Consider the following 22,979-nt stretch of genomic DNA (forward strand, 5'->3'; position numbering starts at 1 on the left):
GCCCGCTTGCCGGCGCAGATTGACTCGCCGGCAAGCGGGCAGGGCGCGCAGTGGGCTGTGCGCCCGGGTTTCGATCAGTTGTCGTGCAACAACATCCAGTTGCCGTTCTTCACCACGATCAGTTCGCGACCGCGTTCGTCGAAGCCGCTGTGGTCCTGCTGCGTCATGTTGTAAACGCCTTGGGTGCCGGCCAGTTCGTGGCTTTGCTCAAGCGCATCGCGCAGGGCCGCACGAAATTCAGGAGTGCCCGGTGCCGCTTTTTTGGCTGCAATCGGGATCGCCTGCTGTAGCAGCAGACCGGCATCGAAGGTGTTCCCGCCGAAGGTCGCCGGCTTGCTGCCGTTGAGCTTTTCGTAGGCTTTGGTGTAGTCGCTGGCGATTTTCTTCGAAGGATGGCTGTCCGGGATTTCATCGAGTACCAGCATCAGGCTGGCTGCCAGAATGGTGCCCTCGACCTTCTTGCCTCCCAACTTGAGGAAGTCTTGCAGCGCCGCGCCGTGAGTCTGGTAGACCTGGCCGCGATAGCCCTGATCGAACAGGGTGGTCTGCGGCATCACGGCCGAGCTGCCCGGCGCTGCGACCAGCACCGCATCGGGGCGTGTGGCGAGAATTTTCAGGCTCTGCCCGGTGACCGAAGTGTCCTGGCGCTGGAAGCGCTCGTTGGCCACGACCTTGATGTTCTGCTGCGCTGCCAGTCCGGCCATGACCTTGGCCCAGTTTTCGCCATAAGGGTCGCCGGTGCCGATGAAGCCGAGGGTCTTCACGCCTTTTTTGGCCATGTGTTCGAACAGTGCCTTGGCGATCAGGTCATCGTTCTGCGTGGTCTTGAATACCCATTTCTTCTGCTCGGTCATCGGCAACACCACGGCGGCGGTGCCGACCGGTGCCAGCAATGGCACGCCTGCCTCGGCGACGAACTGGATCACGCCCATGGCGTTGGGCGAGCCGCTCGGGCCGATGATGGCATCGACATTTTCTTCGTCTATCAGCTTTTTCAGCGCCTTCACCGTAGCGGTCGGGTCGCTCGCATCATCCAGAGAAATGTACTTCACCACCTGGTCGCCGGCCTGGGTCGGCAGCAACGGTATGGTGTTTTTCTGGGGTATCCCGACCAGCGCGATCGGTCCGGTGGAGGAGGTAATGACACCGACTTTCACATCCGCCTGCGCAGCGGCGGCGCAGGCGGCACTCAACAACAACGTGGACACGGCTTTTCTGAATAGCATGACTTTCTCCGAAGAGTTGCAACGCTGCAAAAGGCTAATGGCCAGCCGCCTCGACCACGACGTGGTGCGAGTTCGGCCCAAGGTACGGCCCTGTTTTAGTTATCGAACTGCGGCGACACCCATGCTCGGTTACCGAGTCATCAGGGTGCCGCTCGACCATGAGCGATCGGTCGAAGGCGAAGAGGGCAAAAGCAGATTGCATGCCAGAAATTTTTTGGTGCATGGCAGAAAGCCGTTACTGCGATGCCTGATGCACACGCTTCAAGGCGGGCTGACCAAGGTGATCCGAAGGACCGGCAGAGGGGCGTGTGAAGGGCGGGAAAAACCTGCAGCACGCCATATCAAACAAGGCTTTGATCTGGATCAAGGAAGCCCTCAAATGACCAAAAAACAGCTGACAAAAAACTCAAAAAACATTGTTTATTTACCCTGTTTTTGACTGCAATTTTTGGGCTGATTTATTTTTTCTGTTTGCCTTTGTAAAGAGGCCGTCGCTCAACATTTTTCTAGATGTTTCGATGTTTTTTGTTCGTTTATTATAAATAACTATCTGATTTAAAAGATAAAAATATCAAATATTCGGAGTTTGACGTTTTTTCAGCAGTGTTACCAAACTGCACGTCGTTGGTGCGAAAAGGGGGAAATTGCACCGAAAATACACACTCTTTTATTTGGTAAAATTCAATTGACATTTCACGTAAATATTACGATTTTAGATTTAAGCGTTTTCCCCGGCCCTCATGCCGAGGTCATCCGTTCTGGTGACACATCACGAGCAGGTAAAGAGCATGTCGATCGTTGTTGAGGATTTAGCCTTAGGAGGGAATGGCCTTTCGGTCATGGTGAAAGACACCATTGATATCGCGGGCTATCCGACCCGCGCTTCAAGCAGCGCGTTGGCCGATGCGCCGGCAGCTGGCGAACATGCACACGTGGTTCAGTCTGTTCTGGATGCGGGCTGCCGGATCACCGGTAAAACCAGCCTGCATGAATTGGCGTTCGGCACCACCGGCCTCAACGCATGGACCGGCACAGCGTCCAATCCGCGCTACCCGGGCTATATACCAGGCGGCTCTTCCAGCGGTTCGGCCGCTGCGGTAGCAGCAGGCCTTTGCGACTTCGCGCTGGGCACTGATACCGGCGGTTCGGTACGGATTCCAGCGGCATGCTGTGGTGTATTCGGTCTCAAGCCAACCTTCGGCCGAGTCAGCCGTCAGGGTGTAATGCCTGCGCGCAGCACCCTCGATTGTGTAGGCCCCCTGGCTCTGGATATGGATCGCTTGATTGAAGCGATGCACGTCATTGACCCCACGTTCACCGCCATCTCGGTGCCTGAGCACCTGGCTATCGGCGTAGTCGCGGTAGAGGCCAATGAACAGGTCCACGCGGTGGTGAGCCAGGCGCTGGCCCGTTCGCGTTTCAAATTGCTTGAGCAGACGCTGCCCGGCATGGCCGCCGCGTATGGCGCCGGCATGGTGATTATCAACGCCGAAACCTGGGCAGCGTGTGGTCATCTTCTGCAAACCGGTCGGGTTGGCAGCGATGTCGCCGACCGTCTGCGCGCGGCCAGTCTGACCTCGGCCGAGTCCGTTGAAGAGGCTGAAATCATCCGTCGCGCGTTTATCGCAGAAGTCGACGCAGCCCTGGCCATCACCCCGATTCTGGCCATGCCGACCATGCCCGACTTCCCGTTGCTGGTCGCCGATGCGGCCGACACTCGCGCCGCCCTGGGCATGACCTCCCTGGTGCGCGCTTTCAACCTTTCCGGTCATCCGGCTCTGAGCATTCCTCTGGAAAGCGCTTCGGGACTCCCGGTAGGCCTTCAACTCATTGCCGCCCATGGCGCGGACGAACTGCTGTGTGCAGTCGCCCGCGAACTGGTCCGGCGCCTGGAAGAGTAATCGTCATGCTTACTATGGAGAAACCCATGACTGCGCCAAGCGAGCTGAATCACCAGCGCCGCGTGCCGATCACGGCGAATGAAGCGTTTCAGAAACTGCTGGTCGAGATTCGTGCGCGTGCTCGAAGCGAAGAGTTCGACCAACAAAAATTCATCTCGCAGGACGTTATCGAGCAGTTCCGCAAGCTCGGTGTCTATCGGGCTCTGGTGCCCAAGCGTTTTGACGGTGACGAGCGTTCGCCGGCCGAGTTTTGCCAGATGGTGGAAGATATCTCGATCGCCGATGGCTCCGCCGGTTGGGTCGCCAGCTTTGGCATGAGCCCGGTTTACCTGGCGGCGCTGCCGCTGGAAACCATTAAGAAAATCTATGCCGACTCTCCTGACGTGGTCTTCGCCGGTGGGATCTTCCCGCCGCAGCCTGCGTCCTTTGTTGAAGGTGGCCTGGAGGTCAACGGGCGCTGGAAATTTTCCAGCGGTTGCATGGGCGCGTCGCTCATCGGCGTGGGCATCAGCCCGAAAAACGGCGAGATGCTCGGCCTGCCACGACTGGCGGTGATGCCTCGGGAAAAGGTCAAAATCGAGGAAACCTGGGACGTCGTCGGCCTGGTCGGCACCGGCAGCCATGATGTGGTCGTCGAAGGCGTGGTGGTGCCGGAGGAGTGGACCTTCATACGCGGCGGCCCATCGAATCTTGACGAGCCGTTCTTCCGCTATCCGTCACTGTCGTTCGCCACGCAGGTGTTGTCAGTGGTCGGTCTGGGCGTTGCCCGCGCGGCACTCGATGAGTTGAGCGGCATGGCCAGTGGCCGGATCTCCGTGACCGGTGCGCCGTCGTTGTCCGACCGGCCCCTGGCCCAGGTCGAGATGGCCAAGGCCGAAGCGTCGCTGCGCGCTGCACGTTCGTGGTTCTACCAATCCATCGACGATGCCTGGGCCAGCGTACTGGCCGGCGATCCGGTGAGCGTCGAGCAGACCAATATGCTGCGCTTGTCCTCGACTCACGCCACCCGCGTCGCGGCCGATGTCGCGCGCACTGCGCAAATGCTGTCGGGCATGAGCGGGGTGTACCGCACCAGTCCTCTGTCGCGTTTCGTCAACGACACCCAAGTCATTACACAGCACGCCTTCATGGGCGATATGACCTACCAGAACGCTGGCGCGATCTTCTTCGGCAATAAGCCGCTGCCTGGCTACCTGTAATTTTTTCCTACTGATTGGTGAACCCCATGACCGATAAAAAAGCCCTGCGTGTTCTGTTCTGCATCGGCATCAACCAAAACTTTTTCGATGCTCCGCGTCCTGAAGCGCTGGAAGTCTGGGCCGCGTTCGGCGCCATGTGGAACGGCATCGCCGAGCTGCCAGGCGTCACCGTGCTGGGCAACATGGACGACGATCAGAGCATGGTCGGCCCGTCTGCCGGCTGGCCCTGGACGACTTACTTGCTGGCCGATGTACCCGACATCGAAACCGTCCACGCCGCCTGCAATCTGTTTCGCACCACGGATGTCGGCAATGGCCCTTACAAGCTCTGGAAGTATTGCAAGGTCGAGGCCCGTACCGGTCGCGAATTGATCATCCAGCGCTGAGTCGAGAGAAGTCGCCATGTCATCACAAGAGCATTTGCGCGCACTGGAACAGCGGCTCGAGCAGTTGGAAAGCGAGAACGCGATCCGCGGCTGCATGAATCGCTACATGTTTCTGTGCGACGAGCTGGGCGTGGGTTCTCCGCTCGAGGAACTGGCCGGGTTGTTCACCGAGCAGGCGGTCTGGGAAGGCAAGGGTGCCAAGTACCAGAACAGCTTCGGCGGTTACCACGGGCGTGAGGCGATCAAAGCGATGTTCGCAACCTACATGGTCGAACCGGCGCACTTTTCGCTGAACGTGCACTTCCTGACCTCGGAGCTGATCCGGGTTAGCGGTGAGACCGCAGATGCCAGTTGGGTGATGTTGCAGGCCTCGACCTTTGCCTCGGGTGCCTCGCACCTCAATAGCGCCCGCCTGACCGTGCGGTTCGCCCAGGAACAAGGGCAGTGGCGCATGGCGCATTTTCAGACCGAGAACCTGTTCAGCCGGCCGGTAGATACCTGGAACAGTACCGCGCACCTGCCCGTACCCGGTAAGTCCGGCCAGTCCTGAAAGTAACACCCAGAATTCTTAGAGTCGGCGAACAATGCCGACGAGGAGTGATCGTGAGTAACCTGATAAACACCGTAACGCTCGACGCCAGTCCTTCCGACCTGGTCCTGCATGACCGCGTTCACACGTCGCTGTACACCGACGGCAAGATCTTCGATCAGGAGCTGGACAAGATTTTCTACAGCACCTGGATCTGGGTCGCTCACGCCAGCGAGATCCCGGAGTCCGGTAGCTACAAGAGCACCTATATCGGCAAGCAGCCGGTGATCGTCGTGCGCGACCGCAAGAAAGAAGTGCATGTGTTGCTCAACCGCTGCCGCCATCGTGGCGCAACGGTGTGCGAACACAAGAAGGGCAAGGCCAACAGTTTTGTCTGCCCTTATCACGGCTGGAGCTACGCCCTGGATGGCAGCCTGCGCGGTGTGCCGCACCCGGAAAGCTACGCCGATTGCCTGGACAAGGGCGAACTGCCTTTGGTCAGCCTGCGTGCCGAGCAATACAACGGCATGATCTTCGCCACCTTCAAGGATGACATCGAGCCCCTCGCCGATTTCCTCGGCCCGGCCAAGAAGTGGATCGATCTGTTCATGAAGCAGGGCGCCGGCTACCCGGTCAAAGTGGGTGGCGAGCACCGCTTCCGCTTCCCCGGTAACTGGAAGATCCAGCTGGAAAACACCACCGACGCCTATCACTTCCCGCTGGTGCACAAGTCGTTCCTGTCGTCCGTGGATGAACAGACCCTGGAGCTGTTCGACTTCGTCGAAGGGCCGGGCTATGTCGAAGACCTCGGCAACGGTCACAGCGTGATGGTGATGATTCCTGACCTGGTCGACCTGGAAGCCAACCTCGACTTGCCGATCCCTGAGCGTTTCGAAGACCTGGCCGCGCAGTTGCGCGCCGAAGGCCAGGATGAAGAATCGGTCCGTCGCATCGTGCGTGCGGTCGGCGGTTCGGGCTTCAACCTCAACCTGTTCCCGAACATCGCCTGTTCCATGGCGTTCTTCCGGGTGCTGCAACCGATCGCGGTGAACGAAACCGAAATCCATCACGCTGTCATCACCATGGACGGTGGCCCGGCCGTGGCCAACCGTTATCGTCTGCGCCTGCATGAGCACTTCCAGGGTCCGATGGGTTTTGGTACTCCGGACGATTCCGAAGCCTGGGAGCGCGTACAGCGCGGCGCCAGTGCTGGCACCGATCTGTGGATCATGCTCAACCGCGGCTTGCCGGGGGAAAAGGAATCCGAAGACGGGCTGGTGAGCGATGTGAGCGCCGAGACCGGCATGCGCGCTGGCTACCAGCAGTGGAAAAAGATGATGTCGGCCTGAGTGACGGAGAACCCCATGAACAACCTGCAATTGCTCAACCAAGTCAGCGCTTTCATCTGGCAGGAAGCGGACATGCTCGACCACGGTGATTTCGTCGAATGGCTCGATCTGTGGGCCGAGAAAGCGACCTATATCATCCCGATCGATCCACTGGAAACCGACTTCGAGAACACCCTGAACTACGCCTACGACGATCATCACATGCGTCAGTTGCGCGTCACCCGACTGACCAGCGGCGAGTCGATCTCGACCACCCCGCGGGCGCGCACCGTGCGCAGTCAGTCGCGCTTTCGCGTGCTGTCGGATGAAGACGGGATAATCACCGTGCGCTGCGCGCAGAACCTGCGTGAGTTCCGCAAGGATGTGCTCAAGCAGTACACCGCCGATGTCACGTTTGAACTGGTACGCAGCGGTGACACTTTCAAGATTCAGCGCAAACTGATTCAGCTGATCAACTCCACCGATACCCTCGCCGGTATCGGCTACATCCTCTGAGGACGCTGCCATGACACAGGTTGCATTGGTCACCGGCGCGGCCCAGGGGCTGGGCAAAAGCATTGCCGAGCAACTGCTGAGCGCGGGTTATCGGGTCGTGATCAGCGACCGTTCACTGGAGTCGGCACAGGCCACCGCCACTGAACTCGATGCCACAGGCGAACGAGTCCTGGCGCTCAAGCTCGATGTATCGAGCAAGGCCGATTTCGAAGACGCCCTGGCGGCCGTCGTGGCGCATTGGGGTGAATTGCAGGTGGTGGTGAACAACGCCGCGATGACCATGACCACACCGGTGATGCAGATCAGCCCGGAAGAGTTCGACCGTGTTGTGAGCGTCAATCAGCGCGGCACTTTTGTCGGCTGCCAAGTGTTCGGCAGCTATCTGGCGGCCCGGGGTTACGGGCGGATCATCAACATGGCCTCCCTGGCCGGGCAGAACGGCGGCACCGCGACCGGTGCGCATTACGCCGCGTCCAAGGGCGCCATCATTACCTTGACCAAAATCTTCGCCAAGGAGCTGGCGGCGTCCGGTGTCACGGTCAACGCCATCGCCCCGGGCCCTATCGAGTCGCCGGCGGTGCGCGCCGCCGTGCCGCCCGAGCGCCTGGAAAAACTGATAGAGGCGATCCCGGTCAAGCAATTGGGCAACGCCGCGTTCATTGGCAAGCTGATCGTGCAACTGGCCAGCGAAGACGCCTACTTCACCACCGGGGCGACCTGGGATGTGAACGGCGGGATCTTCATGCGCTGAGGCCACGGTTACGCGGTTTGAAAAAGCAGTCGGGGGTGCCCAGGTGCGCCCCCTTACAACGAAATCGGGATGGTCCTGTATGAGCGATCAATTATTGAAAGTCGTCGTGCGCAAGCGCGAAGAACAGGGCGAAGGTGTTGTCGTACTGGATCTGAGTGATCCGACGGGACAGCCTTTGCCCGCCTTCGAGGCGGGCGCGCATGTCGATATCCACCTCAAGACCGGTCTGGTTCGCCAGTATTCGCTGTGCGGTGATCCGGCCAACGCTGGCGCCTATCGCTTGGGCGTACTCAAGGACCCCGCCTCGCGTGGCGGTTCGGTGGCGGTGCATGAACTGCTGCAGGAAGGTCGTGAAATCGAGATCAGCCTGCCGCGCAATCACTTTCCGCTGGCCAGCGATGCCAGGCGTTCGATCCTGATCGGCGGCGGTATCGGCATCACCCCGATGGTGGCCATGGCCTACGCGCTGAATGCTCGCGACAGCGATTTCGAACTGCATTATTGCGGTCGTTCGCGCAGCCGCAGCGCCTTTCTCGAGGAGCTGGGTAACGCTGCGTTTGCGTCGCGGTTGAACACCCATTTTGACGACGAAGCCGCCGAACAGAAACTCGACCTGCCAAAAGTGCTGGGCACTCCACAAGCCGGCATACACGTGTATGTCTGCGGACCGGCCGGTTTCATGGACTGGGTCATTGCCCAGGCCCTGGACGCGGGGTACGCCGACGATCATGTGCACCGCGAATACTTCCAGGTCGAAGTCGACGCTTCGGGCGCCGGTTTTGAAGTGGTCGCTCAGCGCAGCGGCAAGACCGTACAGGTTGCCGAGGGCCAGAGCATCGTCGATGCGCTGACTGCCGTGGGCATCAAGATTGAAGTGTCTTGTGAGCAAGGCGTTTGCGGTACGTGCTTGTGCGACGTCATCGAAGGCGAACCGGATCATCGCGACGTCTATCTCACGGATGACGAAAAGTCTGCCAATGACCAGATTCTGGTGTGCTGTTCCCGGGCCAAGTCCAAGAAACTGGTGCTGGATATCTGATAGACCGGAGGGTAAGACCATGGTCGATACAACTGGATTTCGTAACTCAATGGCAATGCTTGGTGGCGCGGTGTCGGTCATCACCACAGATGGTCCTGCGGGGCGTTTCGGGTTTACCGCTTCGGCGGTGTGCAGCGTGACCGACCAGCCACCGACGCTGTTGGTGTGCATGAATCGCTCGTCGTTTTCCAACGTGCATTTCAAGAGCAACGGTGTGCTGAGCGTGAACGTGCTGACCCCTGGGCACCAGGAGGTGTCGGGGGCGTTCTCCAACCGCAATCTTGATACCGAACAGCGCTTTTCCTGCGCATCATGGAGCACTCTGGAGAGCGGTGCGCCGCTGCTTGATGAATCACTGGTCAGTTTCGACTGCCGAATCGCCCAGGCTCATGAAGTGGGATCGCACACCATTTTCTATTGCGAAGTATTGGGTATCCGTAATGGCGACAGTCAGGAAGGCCTGGTGTATTTCAATCGCGCCTACCACCGATTGGGGGATGCCTCTAAAGCAACTTCCTGATGTTGGTTTGCCCCAAAAAAACGATAAGACTTTCCCTGATCATTGAGTGTTTAAAATAACTATAAAGCGGTTTTCGCTGTTCTGGCGAACGGCTGCGTTACGACTTTTTTGCAGTAAGTGGTTATAAAAATAATACTGCGGATTGACTGCCAAAGTTGCACTTTTGCTGAATTGATCTGCTTCCACTAGTCGTGCCTTCGTGCATGTAAAAAAGAAGGAAAGTTTGATGTTCCAGAAGAGCTGGGTAAACCGTGGCATCACCACCGCGGCCGTAATGGGGATCTTCACACCTATCGTTGCGCAGGCCGATTTCGTAGACGACAGCCAAGTCAGTCTGGGGATGCGCAACTTCTATATCGACCGCGATTTCAAACAGCATGACGCGCCGCAATCACGGGTCGGCAGTTGGACCCAAGGCTTCGATTTTCGCGCGATCTCGGGCTATACCGAAGGCACGCTGCAGTTTGGCCTGGACCTCTCGGCGCAGTATGCCTATCGCCTTGACGGCGGCGGTGGCCGCGGTCCGGACAGCATCATTCCGTACGACTCCAGCAAGGGCGAACAAGTCCGCGACTACGGCCGTGCGGCGCTGACCGGCAAGGTTCGTTACAACAAAACCGAACTCAAAATAGGTGAACTTCGCCCGACGTTGCCGGTGGCTTACATCGACGACTCGAGGCAATTAATCACCACCTACCACGGTGTGCAGCTCGAATCGAAAGAAGTGGACAACCTGACACTGACTGGTGGCCGTTTTACCGAAATCAGTTCCCGGGAGTCTTCCAATACCGAGAAGATGTACTTGTTCAATGGGCCCAACGTTAAACGTCGCAGTGACGGTTTGAACTTTGGGGGCGGCACGTATGCGTTTACGCCGAATTTGTCCGGTACTTACTTCTTCGGTCAGTTGGAAGATATCTACAAACAACACTATCTCGGTTTGACTTATAACCACGATCTGGGGGCCGGTTACGGCTTGAAGACCGACCTCCGTTACTTCAATAACAGCGAGGACGGCAAGGCGTTATACGGCGACATCGACAACAAGTCCTACGGGATCATGACGACCCTGAAGAAGGGGGCCCATGCTTTCGGTGTCGGCTATCAGCGCATGCTTGGCGAGTCGACATTCCCGACGCTCAACGGCTATGCACCGCAGCCTTACCTGGTGAACTGGTCGACAGTGGCGTTCGTCAAGCCGAACGAAAGCTCCTGGCAATTGCGTTATGACTACAACTTCGCGGGCATCGGTTTACCGGGTCTGAAATTGATGACGCGTTACATGCGCGGCACGGGTGTCGATCGGGGCAACAATGCCCTCGACCAAAACGTCGAAAGCGAACGCAACATCGTGCTCGGCTATGTGGTGCAAAGCGGTCCGCTCAAAGATGTGGGTTTCGAATGGCGCCGCATTGACGTCAAGACGCGTTATGGCAATGGCAGTGCGTCGGGTGCGGACTATCAGGAGAACCGCCTGATCACCACCTACACCTGGAAGTTCTGAAATCCCCCGGGAGTCGTTCGCGGCTTCCGGGTTTGCCCGCGCATCGGGCAAAGATTTTCAACACTGCTTTTCCTTCGCCCGGATTGCTCCTTCCGGGCTTTTTTTCGCAGCAGTTTTATCCGCCCTACGAGGATGACCTATGCGTCGCTTCTATACCGGTTCCGACTTGAATCGTGTGCACAGCATTGCCGAACTGGCCGACATGGCCCGGCGACGCGTGCCTTACTTCGTCTGGGAATACCTCAGCGGTGGCGCGGAAGCCGAACTGACGCTCAAGGATAATCTCGACGCGTTCAGTGCCTATGGCCTGCACGCCAGAGCCATGGTGCCCTGCCATGCGCCTGACACGTCTCGCGCGTTGTTCGGCAAGGTGCTGCCAATGCCCATGCTGATCGGGCCGACGGGCTACAACGGTCTGTTGCACCGCGATGCCGACATTCACTTGGCCAGGGCTGCAACGGCACGTGGTTTGCCGTTCAGCCTGAGCACCGCGTCCAACACTTCTCTTGAAGACCTTGTTGCGGCGGCGCCTGGCGTCGACCTGTGGTTCCAGCTGTACGCCATGCGCGATCCGGCGGTGCAAAAAAGCCTGTTGCAGCGCGCCGCCGCTGTCGGTTGCCGGACTCTGGTGTTGACCTGTGATGCGATGGTGCTAGGCAACCGCGAGTGGGACCGACGCAGTTTCGCCAGGCCGCGACAGCTGACATGGCGCAACAAGGTTGACGTGGTCCGTCACCCGCGTTGGCTCAAGCAAGTGATGTGGCCATCGGGGCTGCCTGGCATGGGCAATCTTGAGCCTTACTTACCGCCGGGCGAGCGTAATCCCCTGGGATCGATGGCGTTTATCGGCAAGCAAATGGACACCTTGCTTGACTGGGACATGCTGGTGCGTCTGCGTGATCAATGGGGCGAGCGGCTGTTGCTCAAGGGCGTGTTGCATCCGGCCGATGTGGAGCGAGCCGTCGTCCTCGGGCTCGACGGTGTGGTGGTGTCCAATCACGGCGGCCGCCAACTGGACGGCGCCCTCGGCAGCCTCGACGCACTGGCGGCCATCGCGCCCCGGGCGAAAGGGAAGCTCAGCCTGCTGCTGGATGGCGGGATCCGGCGTGGCAGCGACATCGTCAAAGCGCTCGCGCTTGGGGCCGATGCCGTGCTGCTGGGGCGATCCACCCTTTACGGCGTGGCGGTGGCAGGTGAGGAGGGTGTTGGCCGGGTGCTGGACGTATTGACGGAAGAGCTGGCGCGGACCATGAACCTGATGGGCTGCACCCACCTCAACCACCTTGACGGCGACAGCGTGTTCCAGCGTCGCCGCACCTGAGCATGAAAGTGCGTTGACTCGTCTCACGGTCATGCACGATCAGGTTATTGCGTTGCAGAATCGGAATGACACTTGCGCGTTTCGGGCAGTGGGTCGCCGGAGCCGTTGCTAGGATCGAGGCTCTTCTACAGGAGTGCATTCATGAATATCAGTGTTATCGGCGGTGGTCACGGTTGCTACGCGGCAGCGATAGAGTTGGCGGAAAAAGGCCATTCGGTGTGGTTGTGGCGTCGGGACAGTGCCGCGCTGGAAAAACTGCAAGGCCTCGGTCATTTGCTCGTGCGCGACTTTCGTGGCGAACGCCGGTTGAGCCTGGGGCAGGTCGGGGATGCCCTGACCTTGACGGCCGATCTGGCACAGGCCGTGGCCGATGCACAGTTGTTGGTCATTGCCTTGCCGTCGACCTCTCACCAAGCCCTTGCCAGCGAACTGGCTCCCTTGTTGCGCGACGGGCAAGTGGTGTTCCTGCCGCCGGGGACGTTCGGCAGCATGGTGTTCGCCCAGGCAATGGCGAAAGTGGGGAATCACAGCGAAGTGGCGTTTGCCGAGACCGGTACCTTGCCCTACCTGGCGCGCAAGCATGGCGATAACCAGGTGGTGATCAGCGGCTACGCGACCCGTTTGCCGACCGGGGTTTTTCCGAGTCGTTTGAGCGAGTCGGTGTTCGCCGTATTGCGCGAGGCTTACCCCAGCGTCGAACCGATCGAAGATGCACTCAGCGGCGCGCTGATGAACGCCGGGCCGATCATTCATCCGCCGTTGATCCTGATGAACGCGGGTCCACTTGAGCATTTCGAAACCTGGGACATTCACAACGAAGGGACCGTGCCTTCGATCCGCCGCGTGACCAATGCCCTTGACGCCGAGCGTATCGCCGTTCGTGAAGCATTGGGCTATGGCGCGCCGCATTTCCCGCTGGCCGATCATTACGCCACCGACGGCGATGAGTGGATGTACGGTCGCGGCGCTCACGGCAAACTGACCGACAGCGGTGACTGGCGTGAAGACATCGACCTGCAAAAGCACCGCTACATGCTCGAAGACACACGACTGGGCTTGTCGTTTCTGGTGTCGGTCGGGCGCTGGGCCGGCGTGCCGACGCCGGTCGCCCAAGGCCTGTTGAGCCTGGCCACAGTGGTCAGTGGCATCGATCTGTACGCCGAGGGTCGAACCCTGGAAAACCTCGGGCTGGATCAACTGAGTCGCAGCGAAATGGCGCAGTGCCTGAGCCAGGGATTGCAGGCATGAGCGCCGATCCGCAACGCATCTGTATCGTCGGCGCGGGGCGCATGGGCGAGGGCATTGCCTTGGCGTTCATGTTCGCCGGACTGCCGGTGACCCTGATCGATATCAAGCAACGCGAGCCCGTGGAGCAGGACCGCTACTTCCGCCAGATCGAGGGCCACTTGCGCGGCGAACTGGCAACGCTTGCACGTCTGGGATCACTCGATCCGGCGCAAGTCGAACAGGCGATGAGCCATTTACGCTTGAGCGATCGCGAGGGCAGTGGCGACGATTTGCACAGTGCTGCTGTCGTGTTCGAAGCAGTGCCTGAAGTGCTTGAACTCAAGGCCCTGACGTTCGCTTGGCTGAGTGCCGCGTGTGGCGATGAAACGGTAATTGCATCAACGACGTCGACCTTTCTGGTGACGCAGTTGGCGGCACTGGTCACGCACCCGCAACGCTTCGTCAATGCCCATTGGCTGAACCCGGCGTTCCTGATGCCGCTGGTCGAAGTCAGCCGCAGCGAAGACACCTGCCCGCAGGTGGTGCAACGCCTGATGGCATTGCTCAAGCGCATCGGCAAAGTGCCCGTGCAATGCTCCCCGGCAGCCGGTTACATCGTGCCGAGGATCCAAGCCCTGGCGATGAATGAAGCGGCGCGAATGGTCGAGGAGGGGGTGGCCAGCGCCGAGGACATCGACACCGCGATTCGCGTCGGTTTCGGTCTGCGTTTCTCCGTGCTGGGGATGCTTGAATTTATCGACTGGGGCGGCGGCGACATTCTGTTCTATGCCTCGCATTACCTGGCTGAAGCCATCGATCCGCGTTTCCTGCCACCCAAAGTCATTGCCGAGAACATGGCGCAAGGGCGGAACGGGCTTCGAGAAGGTCAGGGATTTTATGATTACCAGGACGTTGATCTGGAGGCCTACAAACTGCAGAGGCTGGGTGAGTTCACCCGCAAACTCGAGTTGATGGGGCTGTCGCCGGTGTTCAATGGTGGCGTGGCAACGTCCTGAGCGCGGAGCTGACGTGTGATCGCGACAGCTTCACGACCGGGTTGCACAACCGGCGCGCCGTTATGGCTGCGTCGGTTTTTTCGTGGTGGATGCAGGTCATCCATGCATTTGTCTGGTCCTGAATCGAGGTTGTCATGAAGCTGTACGAATTGATCACGTTCACCGTGCGGGTGCGCACTGTCGCCACTGTCATGGCTTGTCTGGAGCAGCGCCTGGCCGTCGATGACGCCGCAGTGAAACTGGTCGGCTGCTGGGCGTCGGAAATCGGCCCGCTGAATCAGATCGCGGTGTTGCGTGGTTTTGTCGACGAAGCGTCTCGCCAGGCTGAGCGCGAACGTTATCTGTCGAGTGCCGATGCGTTTGGCATCGAGGCGTATCTGACGGACATGCGCGTGGAAAACTACACGTTGTTTCCCTTTATCCAGCCGCTGCCGGTCGGGCACCACGGGCCGTTCTACGAACTTCGCGTCTACGACCTCGTGCCATCGGGGCTGGCACCCACGCTCAAAGGCTGGGAAAAAGCCGTGGGGCCGCGAACCGGCGCGCAATACTCGACGGTGTATGCCGCCTTCTATGCCACCGACGGTCAGTTGCCGCGCTACCTGCACATCTGGCCTTATGCTTCGCTCGAACAACGTCTGGACGTGCGCACCCGTGCCGTGCAGGACGGCGTCTGGCCGCCGGAAAATTCAGGCCCGCAACTGCGCGACATGCATTCGACGATCTACCTGCCGGCGAGCTTTTCGCCACTGCAATGAGACTGCTGCTCCATCCACGATCCAACGCGTTCCCCCAAAAGGGGGAACTTCAAACCCTGTGATTCATACGCCCAAGTAACGTTGGGACAGTTCCGGTGTTTCGGCCAGTTGCACCGGCGTACCGTGCCAAACCTGTCGGCCCTTTTCGATGATGTGATGGCAGTCGACCACCCGCGCCATTTCCTTGAGGTTCTTGTCGATGACCAGAATCGTCTCGCCTTCGGCTTTCAAGTTCGCCAGGCAACTCCAGATGGTTTCGCGAATGATCGGCGCCAGGCCTTCGGTCGCCTCGTCGAGAATCAACAACTGCGGGTTGGTCAGCAGGGCGCGGGCGACCACCATCATCTGCTGTTCGCCACCGGAGAGGGTTTTCGACAACTGATCCTGGCGTTCCTGCAACCGTGGAAACAACTGGTAGATCCGCGCCAGGTCCCACTTGCCCCGGGTCGCGGTGGCCAGCAGGTTTTCCCGCACGCTCAGGCTGCCAAAACCGCGCCGGCCTTCGGGCACCAGTCCCAGGCCGGCCTGGGCGATGCGGTAGGGTGGGGCGCCGCGCATTTCCCGACCGTGAATCAAGACGCTGCCAGCGGTGGGCTTGAGCAGACCCATGATCGACTTGACCGTGGTGGTCTTGCCCATGCCATTGCGCCCGATCAGCGACACGACCTGGCCCTGTTCGATCTTCAAGTGCATGTCAAACAGCACTTGGCTCAGGCCATAGCCGGCCTGTAATCCAGACACTTCAAGCATGTTCTTCTCCCAGGTAGGCGGCACGGACTTGCGGGTCGTTGCGAATCTGCTCGACGCTGCCGGTCAGGATGGTCTGGCCGTAGACCAATACGGTAATGCGGTCCGCCAGGGCGAACACGGCGTCCATGTCGTGTTCCACCAGCAGGATCGCGTAGCGGCCCTTGAGTTCGAGCAACAATTGCGTCATGCGTGCCGATTCCTCGGCCCCCATGCCTGCCATCGGTTCGTCGAGCAACAGCACTGAGGCTTCCTGAGCCAGGGCCAGGGCAATTTCCAGTTGCCGCCCTTCGCCGTGGGACAACTCGCTGACCAGCGCCTGGCCCCGTGCAGCGAGGCCGACACGATGCAGATAGTCCGCCGCCGGGTCCAGCAGGCGACTGTCACTGCTCAGGGGTTTCCACATGCCGAAGGTCTGGCCATCCCGGGCAGCGATCGCGATGGCGACGTTTTCCAGCAGGGTGAACTCCGGATACAGCTGACTGACCTGAAAGGCGCGCGCCAGGCCGAGGCGAGGGCGTTGATGGGCGGGCACGTCGGTAATGTCCTGGCCGTTGAGGAAGATCCGCCCCTTGTCCGGGCGGATCTCTCCGGCGATCTGCGAAATCAGTGTCGACTTGCCGGCGCCGTTGGGGCCGATGATGGCGTGCAGTTCCCCCGGGGCAATATTGAAGCTTGCACCGTTGGTGGCCTTGACCGCGCCAAAGGTTTTTTCCAGATCCTGGATCGACAGTTGCGGGATCATGAGCGCACCTCGCTGTTGGCAATGGCGGGCGGAGCGCTTGGCACCGGGGGCTTGCGCCAGCGGGGCCACGGGCTGAGTAGCAGGCCGTACAAACCTTTTTTGCCGAACAGCACCACCACCAGCAGCAACGGACCGAAGATCAGCAGCCAGTGCTCGGTCCACAGGCTCAACACCTGCTCCAGTCCCAGGTACACCGCAGCGCCGAGTACCGGCCCGAGCAGGGTGCCGACGCCGCCAAGAATGACCATCGCCATCAACTCACCGGACTTGTGCCAGGCGCCCATGTCCGGGCTGACGAACATTGCGTAATTGGCCCACAAGATACCGGCCAGGCCGCCGCCAACCCCAGCGATGACGAAGGCGCTCAGACGATAGCGCAACGGGTGCAAGCCCAGGCTGATGCTGCGACGTTCGCTTTGCTTCAGTCCTCGCAGGACATAGCCGAAGCGCGAGTTGACCAGCCGCCGGCAGAACAGCAGCCACGCCACCAGTAGCCCCAGGCACAGGTAGTAAAACTGCACCGAATTTTCCAGATCAAGGCCCGGCAGCGTATTGCGTTCGTTGAGCAGGATGCCGTCGTCGCCGCCATACAGCGACAGCGAGCTGAGGACGAAATACAGCATCTGGCCGAACGCCAGGGTAATCATGATGAACTGCACGCCGCTGGTACGCAGTGACAGATAGCCGACCACCAGGGCAAACAGCGCACAGACCAGCAGCGACAACGGCCAGACGATCAGCGCGCTGCTTGAGCCTTCCCAGCCCCACAACGGCATGGCCTGGGAGGTGTGAAAGCCGATGACGCCGACTACGTAGCCACCCAGACTGAAGAACGCTGCATGACCGAAGCTGATCATCGCGCCATAGCCGATCAACAGGTCCAGGCTGGCGGCGGCCATGCCGTAGATCGCCAGGCGCGTGAACAGGCTGACCAGAAAGGGTTCGTGCAACCACGATGCAAGCAACGGCAGGAGGGCGAACGTCGCCAGGCAGAGCAGATCGATAAGGACTCGACGGGACATGTAGTTCTCCTCAGGCGCGGGCGGGCAACAGGCCGCGTGGACGGACCAGCAGGACGACGGCCATGACGATGTAGGCACTGGCGGAAATCAACCCGCCACTCAAGGTGCCGCTGACTTCGGCGGGCAACAGTTGGTCGAGTAATTGCGGGATGTACGCTCGCCCGAGGCCGTCGACCATGCCGATCAGCAAAGCACCGGCGAGCGCACCACGCACCGAACCGACACCGCCGACGACGATCACGACGAACGTGGTGATCAGGACTTTTTCGCCCATGCCGATTTCCACCGACAGCAGCGGGGCGGCCATGAAACCGGCGAGTCCGCAGAGCACACAGCCGAAGACGAACACGAGGGTGTAGAGGCGCGCGATGTTCACGCCCAATGCACCGACCATCTCGTGATCGTCAGCCCCGGCACGTATCAGCATCCCCAGGCGGGTATGGTTGATCAGCAGCCACATGGCAATCGCCACCAAGGCCCCGGCAGCGATGAACAGCAGGCGGCTGACGGGGTACATCAACCCTGGCAGGACTTCGACGAAGGTGCCGTACCACTCGGGTGTCGGCATGGCCGGCGGACTGCGACCGAACAGCACGGTGATCAACTCGTTGGTGAAAAACACTACGGCCAGGGTGGCCAGCACCTGGTCGAGGTGATCGCGGGTGTAGAGACGGCGCATGATGCTGGTTTCAATCAGCAGCCCGTACAGTGCGGAGCCAATCACCGCCGCCAGCCCGGCAAGCCAGAACGAGCCGCTGAGCGAAGCAGTGTAGGCGGCGAAGAATGCCCCGACCATGTAGAAGGCACCATGGGCCAGATTGATGACGCCCATGATGCCGAAGATCAGCGTCAGGCCGGAGGCGAGCAAAAACAGCAAGGCGCTGTATTGCAGGCCGTTCAGAATTTGTTCAAGTAACAGCATGCTGGGGAATCCTACGAAAAGTGCCGGCAGCCGAAGCTGCCAGGCACGAGACCGAAAGGTCGGATCACAGGGCGCATTCGGCGGCGAAGCTGTCCACTTGCGATTTGGCGATGGTCTGCACCGGCACCTGGACCAGCTTGCCGTTGGCGTCGGCTTCTACGCGCAGCAAGTACCAGTCGATGACCGCATGCTGGTTTTTGCCGAAAGCGAAATCGCCACGGATCGAGTCGAACTTGACGTCGCGCAGCGCCTGGCGAAAAGCTGCGGGGTCTTTGGTGTTGCCGTCCACGCTCTTGAGTGCAGCGCCGATCAGCCGCGCCGTGTCATAGGTCTGAGCGGCATACACCGTTGGCACGCGGTTGTATTTTTCGCTGAACGCTTTGACGAACGCCTGGTTGGCCGGGTTTTTAGATCCAGGGTTCCACAAGGTCACGATGTTCATGCCTTTGGCCACATCGCCGGTGGCGGCGAGCATGCGTTCGTCCATGGAGAACACCGGCACTACCATCGGGATGGTTTTGCTCAGGCCCGAGCTGCCGTATTGCTTGGCGAAGTTGATGCCGGCACCGCCGGGGTGGAACTCGAAAATCGCATCCGGCGCCAGCGAACGCACCCGAGCCAGTTCGACCGAGAAATCCAGCTGGTTGAGCTTGGTGTAGATCTCGGTGACCTCACCTTTGTACGTGCGCTTGAAGCCTTCCAGCGCATCGCGTCCGCCCTGGTAGTTGGGGGCCAGGATGACCATCTTTTTGTAGCCCAGCTCATTGGCCGCGATACCGGCCATTTCATGGATCGTGTCGTTCTGGTATGAGGCCACGAAGTAGTTGGGCTTGCACTGCTTGCCGGCCAGGCTCGAAGGGCCGGTGTTGTTGCTGATGTAGAAACCGTCCTTGGTTGCCGTGTTGACCACTGCCGCCAGCACATTGGAAAAAATCACGCCGGTGTACAGCGAAATGCCGTCCAGGCTCATGCGGTCGATGATTTGTTTGGCGCGCGCCGGTTGCAGTCCGTCGTCCTCGACCAGCAGGTTTACGGGCACACCGCCGAGCTTGCCGTCCTCCTGATCGATGGCCAGCTGAAAGCCATCGCGGGAGTCTTCGCCCAGATAACCGGCGGGGGTCGAGAGGGTGGTGATAAAACCGATGCGCACCGGGTCCTGCGCCTGCGCCAGCAGACTGGTCACGCAGCTGGCCGCCAGCAGTGTACCCACAAGTAGTTTTTTCATAGTGCCGCCTTTAATGAAGTCCGCATCGCGCGTGACGTAGTTGTTAGTTGAGGGCAGTAAAAAATGTCCGGGGGCCTGGAAATTTGTTTTGGCTGTGGGTTCCAGTGTCAGGTGTTGCTTTCGGTGAATTTCTCGTAGTACAGGCGGGTCTGATCCAGGGCCTGGACGGCCAGCCATTGCTTGATCGACTCGACCATCGGCGGCGGGCCGCAGAGGTACATGTCCAGGTCCTGATCACGAAACTCGGCAAGGTCGAAATGCTCGGTGATGTAACCGCGTTTGCCGCTCCAGTCCGGGGCCGGATCGCTGATGACCGGGGTGAAGCGAAAACCGGGAATCCGCTCTGCGTAGGCCGCGATGCGCGCGGTTTCGCAAAGGTCGGCGGCGTTACGCACGCCGTAGTACAGATGCACCGGATGCCCGCAGCCACCACGCTCCGCGAGTTCATCGAGCATGCCCAGGAACGCCGAGAGCCCGGTGCCGCCGGCGACAAACACTAATGGCTTGTCGACGTGGCGCAGGTAAAAGGCGCCGAGGGGCGCTTCGAGCATGATCTCGTCGCCGATCAGGCTGCGCTCGCGGATGTAATTGCTCATCAGCCCGTCGGGCAGCAGCCGGATCAGGAACTGCAACTGGTTGCTGCCATTGGGGCGGTTGGCGAAAGAGTAGGAGCGCTGGCCGTCTGTGCCCGGCACTTGCAGTCGAGCGTACTGGCCGGGCAAAAAGTCCAGTTGCTGGCCGTCGGCACCGGCGTCCAGATGCAGGATCGCGGTGTTCGGCGATACCTGCTCGACGGCCCGCACGATACCCTTGAGCCGCTCCGGGCCATGCGCATTGCATAGGCTGGAGGCGAAGTCGAAGTAGAACGCAGCATCGGATTGGACGCGGGTCTGGCAGGTCAGCATTTTGCGCTGGCGCAGGTCGTCGGCCGACAGCGCTTCATCGTCGACATAGTCCTGACTGTACTGGCCCGACTCGCAGCGCCCCTGACATGTCCCGCACACACCTTCCCGGCAATCGAGCGGGATATTGATGCCGTTGCGCAGCGCCGCATCGAGCAGGATTTCATTGTTCTGTACCGGGAAGAACAAGGTTTTGCCATCGGCAAAACTGAACGCGACCTTGTGACTCATGATCCAGATTTCCGCCAGTCAGAGGTGATAAAAATCGAGCACCGAATTGATTGTGTCGTTGAGTAGCACCACATGCTTGCGGCTGATCTTCCAGCTCTCGCCATCGGGTCGCAGGCGGTAGGTGGCGCGACCGAAAAACTGCTCGGCGGTTTGCAGGCGGTAGTAGAGGGTGTGCCAGTTGGCCCGCACCTCCAGCTCATCGTTGTCCAGTGGCGCAATCCGCACATTGCTGATCAGGTGCAGGGTGCGCGGCATCGGAATGGTCGATGCGGCTTTCCCGGTGCGAATGCGGAACACCCGGTCTTCGAGGCCGCCACGGTTGGGGTAGTAAATCAGCGACATGCCTTTTTTCGGGTCGGTGGTGTAGACATGCTCCGAGTCCCATTGCGGCAGGTGGAACTCGCTGTCGTCGCTGAACATCGACAAATACGTATCCCAGTCCTGGGCGTCGCAGGCTTCAGCGTTGCGGTAGAAAAATTGCTCGATGCGGTATTGCAGTTGCGAATTCATGTTCACACCTCACGCAGTTTCAACGGTTGCTCTTCGGCGGCCTTGCGCTCCAGGCCTTCGAGCATGAAGCGCTGCCAGTTGCCATGTTGATTGACGTAGAGGCCTTCATGGGTGAACTCGGTGCCGGTCAGTGCCGGTGAGATGCCGATGGTTTCACTGTTGGGCGTCGCCCCTTCGACCCACTTGCCCACGCCGCGGGAAATGTCGCTCCAGCGCTCCAGACGTGCCTGGAAACCGCGCTGGGCTTCGCGGAATTCCACCAGGTCGTCGGGGGTGCCCATGCCGGACACGTTGAAGAAGTCTTCGAACTGACGAATGCGGTTTTCCCGATCGGCATCCGACTCGCCGACCACACCCAGGCAGAAGCTGTTGATCTCGGTCTTGTTCCAGGCGATCGGACGAATAATGCGCAACTGCGAGCTGATCTGGTCGAGGAAGAACATGCTCGGGTAGATGTTCAGGTTGCGCAGCCGGTGCATCATCCATTCGGCTTTGCCCTGGCCGTACTCTTCGAGCAGGCGCGGCATGATCGTGCTGTATCCGGGACGTACCGCCGGGTTGGGCATATCGCTGAACAGCACGCTGTGGCCGTTGTGGAAGGCAAACCAGCCGTCGTCGGTTTCCTTGTCGCCAGCGCCGAGCTTGCTGTAGTCCAGGGTATCGGCCCCGGCCAGGCCTTTCTCGCTGTTGACCTGCTGGCGATGCTGCACGGTGGCCACGTAGTTGTAGTGCACGGTGCTGACGTGATAACCGTCCAGACCGTTTTCGTTCTGCAGTTTCCAGTTGCCGTCGTAGGTGTAGGCGGACTTGCCCGGCAGCACTTCCAGTTCACCGGTGGGTGACTGGGCGACCATCATGTCGAAGAACACCTTGGCGTCGCCGAGGAAGTCTTGCAGCGAGTCAGTGCCCTCGACATTGAGGCTGACAAATACAAATCCTTTGTAGCTTTCGATGCGGGCTTTTTTCAGGCCGCGGGTGGCTTTGTCGAAACCTTCCGGGTATTCACCGGGTGCCTTGACCTTGACCAGGCGACCATCGCTTTTGTAGCACCATGCATGGAATGGGCAGGTGAAGGTCGACTGGTTGCCCTTGCCGACGCGGGTCAGGGTTGTGCCCCGGTGCTGGCAGGCGTTGATCAGTGCGTTGAGTTGGCCGTCGCCGTCGCGGGTGATGATCATCGGCTGACGACCGGCGCGCATGGTCATGAAATCATGCTTGTTGGCGATTTCGCTTTCGTGGCAGGCGTAGATCCAGTTTTTCTCGAAGATCAGTTCCATTTCCAGATCAAACAAATCCGGCTCGGTAAACATATCCCGGGCAATTCGGAAGATGCCTTCCGCTGGCCGGAAGTCCAGGCAGCCTTCAATAAAGCTTTTCCACTGTTCGACGCTTTTGGCACTGCTCATTAATCGATACCTCGTTGCATCGGGATAATTCGTGCGTTCAATAAGTTG

General features: G+C 59.8%; 24 protein-coding genes. 15 read left to right on the forward strand and 9 right to left on the reverse strand.

Annotated elements, in window-relative coordinates; translation table 11 throughout:
• Positions 1-74 precede the first annotated feature (74 nt).
• Entirely contained in the window at positions 75-1,226 is a 1,152-nt protein-coding gene (locus tag ACYZUD_RS01485) for an ABC transporter substrate-binding protein (RefSeq protein ID WP_462022269.1), read from the reverse strand.
• Here ACYZUD_RS01485 and ACYZUD_RS01490 point away from each other — a divergent pair.
• The 15 genes from ACYZUD_RS01490 to ACYZUD_RS01560 all read left to right on the forward strand — a co-directional run bounded on the left by ACYZUD_RS01490 (position 1,225) and on the right by ACYZUD_RS01560 (position 15,221).
• Positions 1,225-1,665, forward strand: a complete 441-nt coding sequence (locus ACYZUD_RS01490) for a hypothetical protein (RefSeq protein WP_462022270.1) — start codon at positions 1,225-1,227, stop codon at positions 1,663-1,665. The two genes, ACYZUD_RS01485 and ACYZUD_RS01490, sit on opposite strands and share 2 nt — an antisense overlap.
• A gap of 349 nt (positions 1,666-2,014) precedes the next feature.
• Positions 2,015-3,127, forward strand: a complete 1,113-nt coding sequence (locus ACYZUD_RS01495; protein WP_462022271.1) for an amidase — start codon at positions 2,015-2,017, stop codon at positions 3,125-3,127.
• Positions 3,128-3,153: 26 nt separating this feature from the next.
• Positions 3,154-4,326 (forward strand): acyl-CoA dehydrogenase family protein, encoded by a 1,173-nt coding sequence (locus tag ACYZUD_RS01500; protein ID WP_462022272.1) that lies wholly within the window; start codon positions 3,154-3,156, stop codon positions 4,324-4,326.
• Between the two features lie 26 nt (positions 4,327-4,352).
• Complete coding sequence (locus ACYZUD_RS01505) at positions 4,353-4,712, forward strand: IacB protein (RefSeq protein ID WP_462022273.1); 360 nt, start codon at positions 4,353-4,355, stop codon at positions 4,710-4,712.
• A gap of 16 nt (positions 4,713-4,728) precedes the next feature.
• Complete coding sequence (locus tag ACYZUD_RS01510) at positions 4,729-5,262, forward strand: nuclear transport factor 2 family protein (RefSeq protein WP_462022274.1); 534 nt, start codon at positions 4,729-4,731, stop codon at positions 5,260-5,262.
• A gap of 53 nt (positions 5,263-5,315) precedes the next feature.
• Positions 5,316-6,590 carry an aromatic ring-hydroxylating oxygenase subunit alpha gene (locus tag ACYZUD_RS01515; RefSeq protein WP_462022275.1) on the forward strand — a complete coding sequence of 425 codons (1,275 nt, stop codon included), beginning with the start codon at positions 5,316-5,318 and terminating at the stop codon, positions 6,588-6,590.
• A gap of 15 nt (positions 6,591-6,605) precedes the next feature.
• A complete protein-coding gene (locus ACYZUD_RS01520) occupies positions 6,606-7,085 on the forward strand; it encodes an aromatic-ring-hydroxylating dioxygenase subunit beta (protein ID WP_462022277.1) in 480 nt (159 codons plus the stop codon).
• Positions 7,086-7,095: 10 nt separating this feature from the next.
• Positions 7,096-7,836: an SDR family NAD(P)-dependent oxidoreductase gene (locus ACYZUD_RS01525; protein ID WP_462022278.1), complete on the forward strand. Its 741-nt coding sequence runs from the start codon at positions 7,096-7,098 to the stop codon at positions 7,834-7,836.
• A 79-nt stretch (positions 7,837-7,915) separates the two neighbouring features.
• Positions 7,916-8,875, forward strand: a complete 960-nt coding sequence (locus ACYZUD_RS01530) for a PDR/VanB family oxidoreductase (protein WP_462022279.1) — start codon at positions 7,916-7,918, stop codon at positions 8,873-8,875.
• Between the two features lie 19 nt (positions 8,876-8,894).
• On the forward strand, positions 8,895-9,395 hold the full coding sequence (locus ACYZUD_RS01535) for a flavin reductase (RefSeq protein ID WP_150632634.1): 501 nt from the start codon (positions 8,895-8,897) through the stop codon (positions 9,393-9,395).
• A 226-nt stretch (positions 9,396-9,621) separates the two neighbouring features.
• Positions 9,622-10,899, forward strand: coding sequence for an OprD family porin (locus tag ACYZUD_RS01540; RefSeq protein WP_462022280.1), 1,278 nt, complete (start codon positions 9,622-9,624; stop codon positions 10,897-10,899).
• Between the two features lie 139 nt (positions 10,900-11,038).
• Positions 11,039-12,220 carry an alpha-hydroxy acid oxidase gene (locus ACYZUD_RS01545; RefSeq protein WP_462022281.1) on the forward strand — a complete coding sequence of 394 codons (1,182 nt, stop codon included), beginning with the start codon at positions 11,039-11,041 and terminating at the stop codon, positions 12,218-12,220.
• Between the two features lie 141 nt (positions 12,221-12,361).
• Positions 12,362-13,468, forward strand: coding sequence for an NAD/NADP octopine/nopaline dehydrogenase family protein (locus ACYZUD_RS01550; protein ID WP_462022282.1), 1,107 nt, complete (start codon positions 12,362-12,364; stop codon positions 13,466-13,468).
• Positions 13,465-14,463, forward strand: a complete 999-nt coding sequence (locus ACYZUD_RS01555; protein WP_462022283.1) for a 3-hydroxybutyryl-CoA dehydrogenase — start codon at positions 13,465-13,467, stop codon at positions 14,461-14,463. The genes ACYZUD_RS01550 and ACYZUD_RS01555 overlap by 4 nt, the downstream gene beginning before the upstream one ends.
• Positions 14,464-14,597: 134 nt before the next feature.
• The gene (locus ACYZUD_RS01560; RefSeq protein ID WP_462022284.1) at positions 14,598-15,221 is read left to right on the forward strand and encodes an NIPSNAP family protein; all 624 of its coding nucleotides are present in this window, start codon (positions 14,598-14,600) and stop codon (positions 15,219-15,221) included.
• 63 nt (positions 15,222-15,284) lie between these two features.
• Here the strand turns inward: ACYZUD_RS01560 and ACYZUD_RS01565 are convergent, their stop codons facing one another.
• From ACYZUD_RS01565 to antA, 8 genes are all read right to left on the reverse strand, one after another.
• Positions 15,285-15,971: an ABC transporter ATP-binding protein gene (locus tag ACYZUD_RS01565; protein ID WP_462022285.1), complete on the reverse strand. Its 687-nt coding sequence runs from the start codon at positions 15,969-15,971 to the stop codon at positions 15,285-15,287.
• Positions 15,964-16,713 (reverse strand): ABC transporter ATP-binding protein, encoded by a 750-nt coding sequence (locus ACYZUD_RS01570; protein WP_462022286.1) that lies wholly within the window; start codon positions 16,711-16,713, stop codon positions 15,964-15,966. Before ACYZUD_RS01570 ends, ACYZUD_RS01565 begins: the two co-directional genes overlap by 8 nt.
• Positions 16,710-17,735 carry a branched-chain amino acid ABC transporter permease gene (locus tag ACYZUD_RS01575; protein WP_462022287.1) on the reverse strand — a complete coding sequence of 342 codons (1,026 nt, stop codon included), beginning with the start codon at positions 17,733-17,735 and terminating at the stop codon, positions 16,710-16,712. Before ACYZUD_RS01575 ends, ACYZUD_RS01570 begins: the two co-directional genes overlap by 4 nt.
• Positions 17,736-17,745: 10 nt before the next feature.
• Positions 17,746-18,657 (reverse strand): branched-chain amino acid ABC transporter permease, encoded by a 912-nt coding sequence (locus ACYZUD_RS01580; protein WP_462022288.1) that lies wholly within the window; start codon positions 18,655-18,657, stop codon positions 17,746-17,748.
• Positions 18,658-18,721: 64 nt separating this feature from the next.
• Positions 18,722-19,882 (reverse strand): ABC transporter substrate-binding protein, encoded by a 1,161-nt coding sequence (locus ACYZUD_RS01585; RefSeq protein ID WP_462022289.1) that lies wholly within the window; start codon positions 19,880-19,882, stop codon positions 18,722-18,724.
• Between the two features lie 107 nt (positions 19,883-19,989).
• Complete coding sequence (gene antC / locus ACYZUD_RS01590; RefSeq protein ID WP_462022290.1) at positions 19,990-21,015, reverse strand: anthranilate 1,2-dioxygenase electron transfer component AntC; 1,026 nt, start codon at positions 21,013-21,015, stop codon at positions 19,990-19,992.
• An 18-nt stretch (positions 21,016-21,033) separates the two neighbouring features.
• A complete protein-coding gene (antB, locus tag ACYZUD_RS01595) occupies positions 21,034-21,525 on the reverse strand; it encodes an anthranilate 1,2-dioxygenase small subunit (RefSeq protein WP_462022291.1) in 492 nt (163 codons plus the stop codon).
• Between the two features lie 2 nt (positions 21,526-21,527).
• On the reverse strand, positions 21,528-22,931 hold the full coding sequence (gene antA, locus ACYZUD_RS01600) for an anthranilate 1,2-dioxygenase large subunit (RefSeq protein ID WP_462022292.1): 1,404 nt from the start codon (positions 22,929-22,931) through the stop codon (positions 21,528-21,530).
• Between the last annotated feature and the right edge of the window lie 48 nt (positions 22,932-22,979).

This window comes from Pseudomonas sp. XS1P51 (assembly GCF_054897845.1).

Coding starts and splice junctions, on each gene's coding strand:
- ACYZUD_RS01545 (WP_462022281.1), top strand. CDS start 11,039: ATGCGTCGCTTCTATACCGGTTCCGACTTGAATCGTGTGCACAGCATT.
- ACYZUD_RS01585 (WP_462022289.1), bottom strand. CDS start 19,882: ATGAAAAAACTACTTGTGGGTACACTGCTGGCGGCCAGCTGCGTGACC.
- ACYZUD_RS01530 (WP_462022279.1), top strand. CDS start 7,916: ATGAGCGATCAATTATTGAAAGTCGTCGTGCGCAAGCGCGAAGAACAG.
- ACYZUD_RS01535 (WP_150632634.1), top strand. CDS start 8,895: ATGGTCGATACAACTGGATTTCGTAACTCAATGGCAATGCTTGGTGGC.
- ACYZUD_RS01550 (WP_462022282.1), top strand. CDS start 12,362: ATGAATATCAGTGTTATCGGCGGTGGTCACGGTTGCTACGCGGCAGCG.
- ACYZUD_RS01555 (WP_462022283.1), top strand. CDS start 13,465: ATGAGCGCCGATCCGCAACGCATCTGTATCGTCGGCGCGGGGCGCATG.
- ACYZUD_RS01510 (WP_462022274.1), top strand. CDS start 4,729: ATGTCATCACAAGAGCATTTGCGCGCACTGGAACAGCGGCTCGAGCAG.
- ACYZUD_RS01485 (WP_462022269.1), bottom strand. CDS start 1,226: ATGCTATTCAGAAAAGCCGTGTCCACGTTGTTGTTGAGTGCCGCCTGC.
- ACYZUD_RS01575 (WP_462022287.1), bottom strand. CDS start 17,735: ATGTCCCGTCGAGTCCTTATCGATCTGCTCTGCCTGGCGACGTTCGCC.
- antC (WP_462022290.1), bottom strand. CDS start 21,015: ATGAGTCACAAGGTCGCGTTCAGTTTTGCCGATGGCAAAACCTTGTTC.
- ACYZUD_RS01540 (WP_462022280.1), top strand. CDS start 9,622: ATGTTCCAGAAGAGCTGGGTAAACCGTGGCATCACCACCGCGGCCGTA.
- ACYZUD_RS01490 (WP_462022270.1), top strand. CDS start 1,225: ATGACTTTCTCCGAAGAGTTGCAACGCTGCAAAAGGCTAATGGCCAGC.
- antA (WP_462022292.1), bottom strand. CDS start 22,931: ATGAGCAGTGCCAAAAGCGTCGAACAGTGGAAAAGCTTTATTGAAGGC.
- ACYZUD_RS01495 (WP_462022271.1), top strand. CDS start 2,015: ATGTCGATCGTTGTTGAGGATTTAGCCTTAGGAGGGAATGGCCTTTCG.
- ACYZUD_RS01525 (WP_462022278.1), top strand. CDS start 7,096: ATGACACAGGTTGCATTGGTCACCGGCGCGGCCCAGGGGCTGGGCAAA.
- ACYZUD_RS01500 (WP_462022272.1), top strand. CDS start 3,154: ATGACTGCGCCAAGCGAGCTGAATCACCAGCGCCGCGTGCCGATCACG.
- ACYZUD_RS01580 (WP_462022288.1), bottom strand. CDS start 18,657: ATGCTGTTACTTGAACAAATTCTGAACGGCCTGCAATACAGCGCCTTG.
- ACYZUD_RS01570 (WP_462022286.1), bottom strand. CDS start 16,713: ATGATCCCGCAACTGTCGATCCAGGATCTGGAAAAAACCTTTGGCGCG.
- ACYZUD_RS01560 (WP_462022284.1), top strand. CDS start 14,598: ATGAAGCTGTACGAATTGATCACGTTCACCGTGCGGGTGCGCACTGTC.
- antB (WP_462022291.1), bottom strand. CDS start 21,525: ATGAATTCGCAACTGCAATACCGCATCGAGCAATTTTTCTACCGCAAC.
- ACYZUD_RS01505 (WP_462022273.1), top strand. CDS start 4,353: ATGACCGATAAAAAAGCCCTGCGTGTTCTGTTCTGCATCGGCATCAAC.
- ACYZUD_RS01565 (WP_462022285.1), bottom strand. CDS start 15,971: ATGCTTGAAGTGTCTGGATTACAGGCCGGCTATGGCCTGAGCCAAGTG.
- ACYZUD_RS01520 (WP_462022277.1), top strand. CDS start 6,606: ATGAACAACCTGCAATTGCTCAACCAAGTCAGCGCTTTCATCTGGCAG.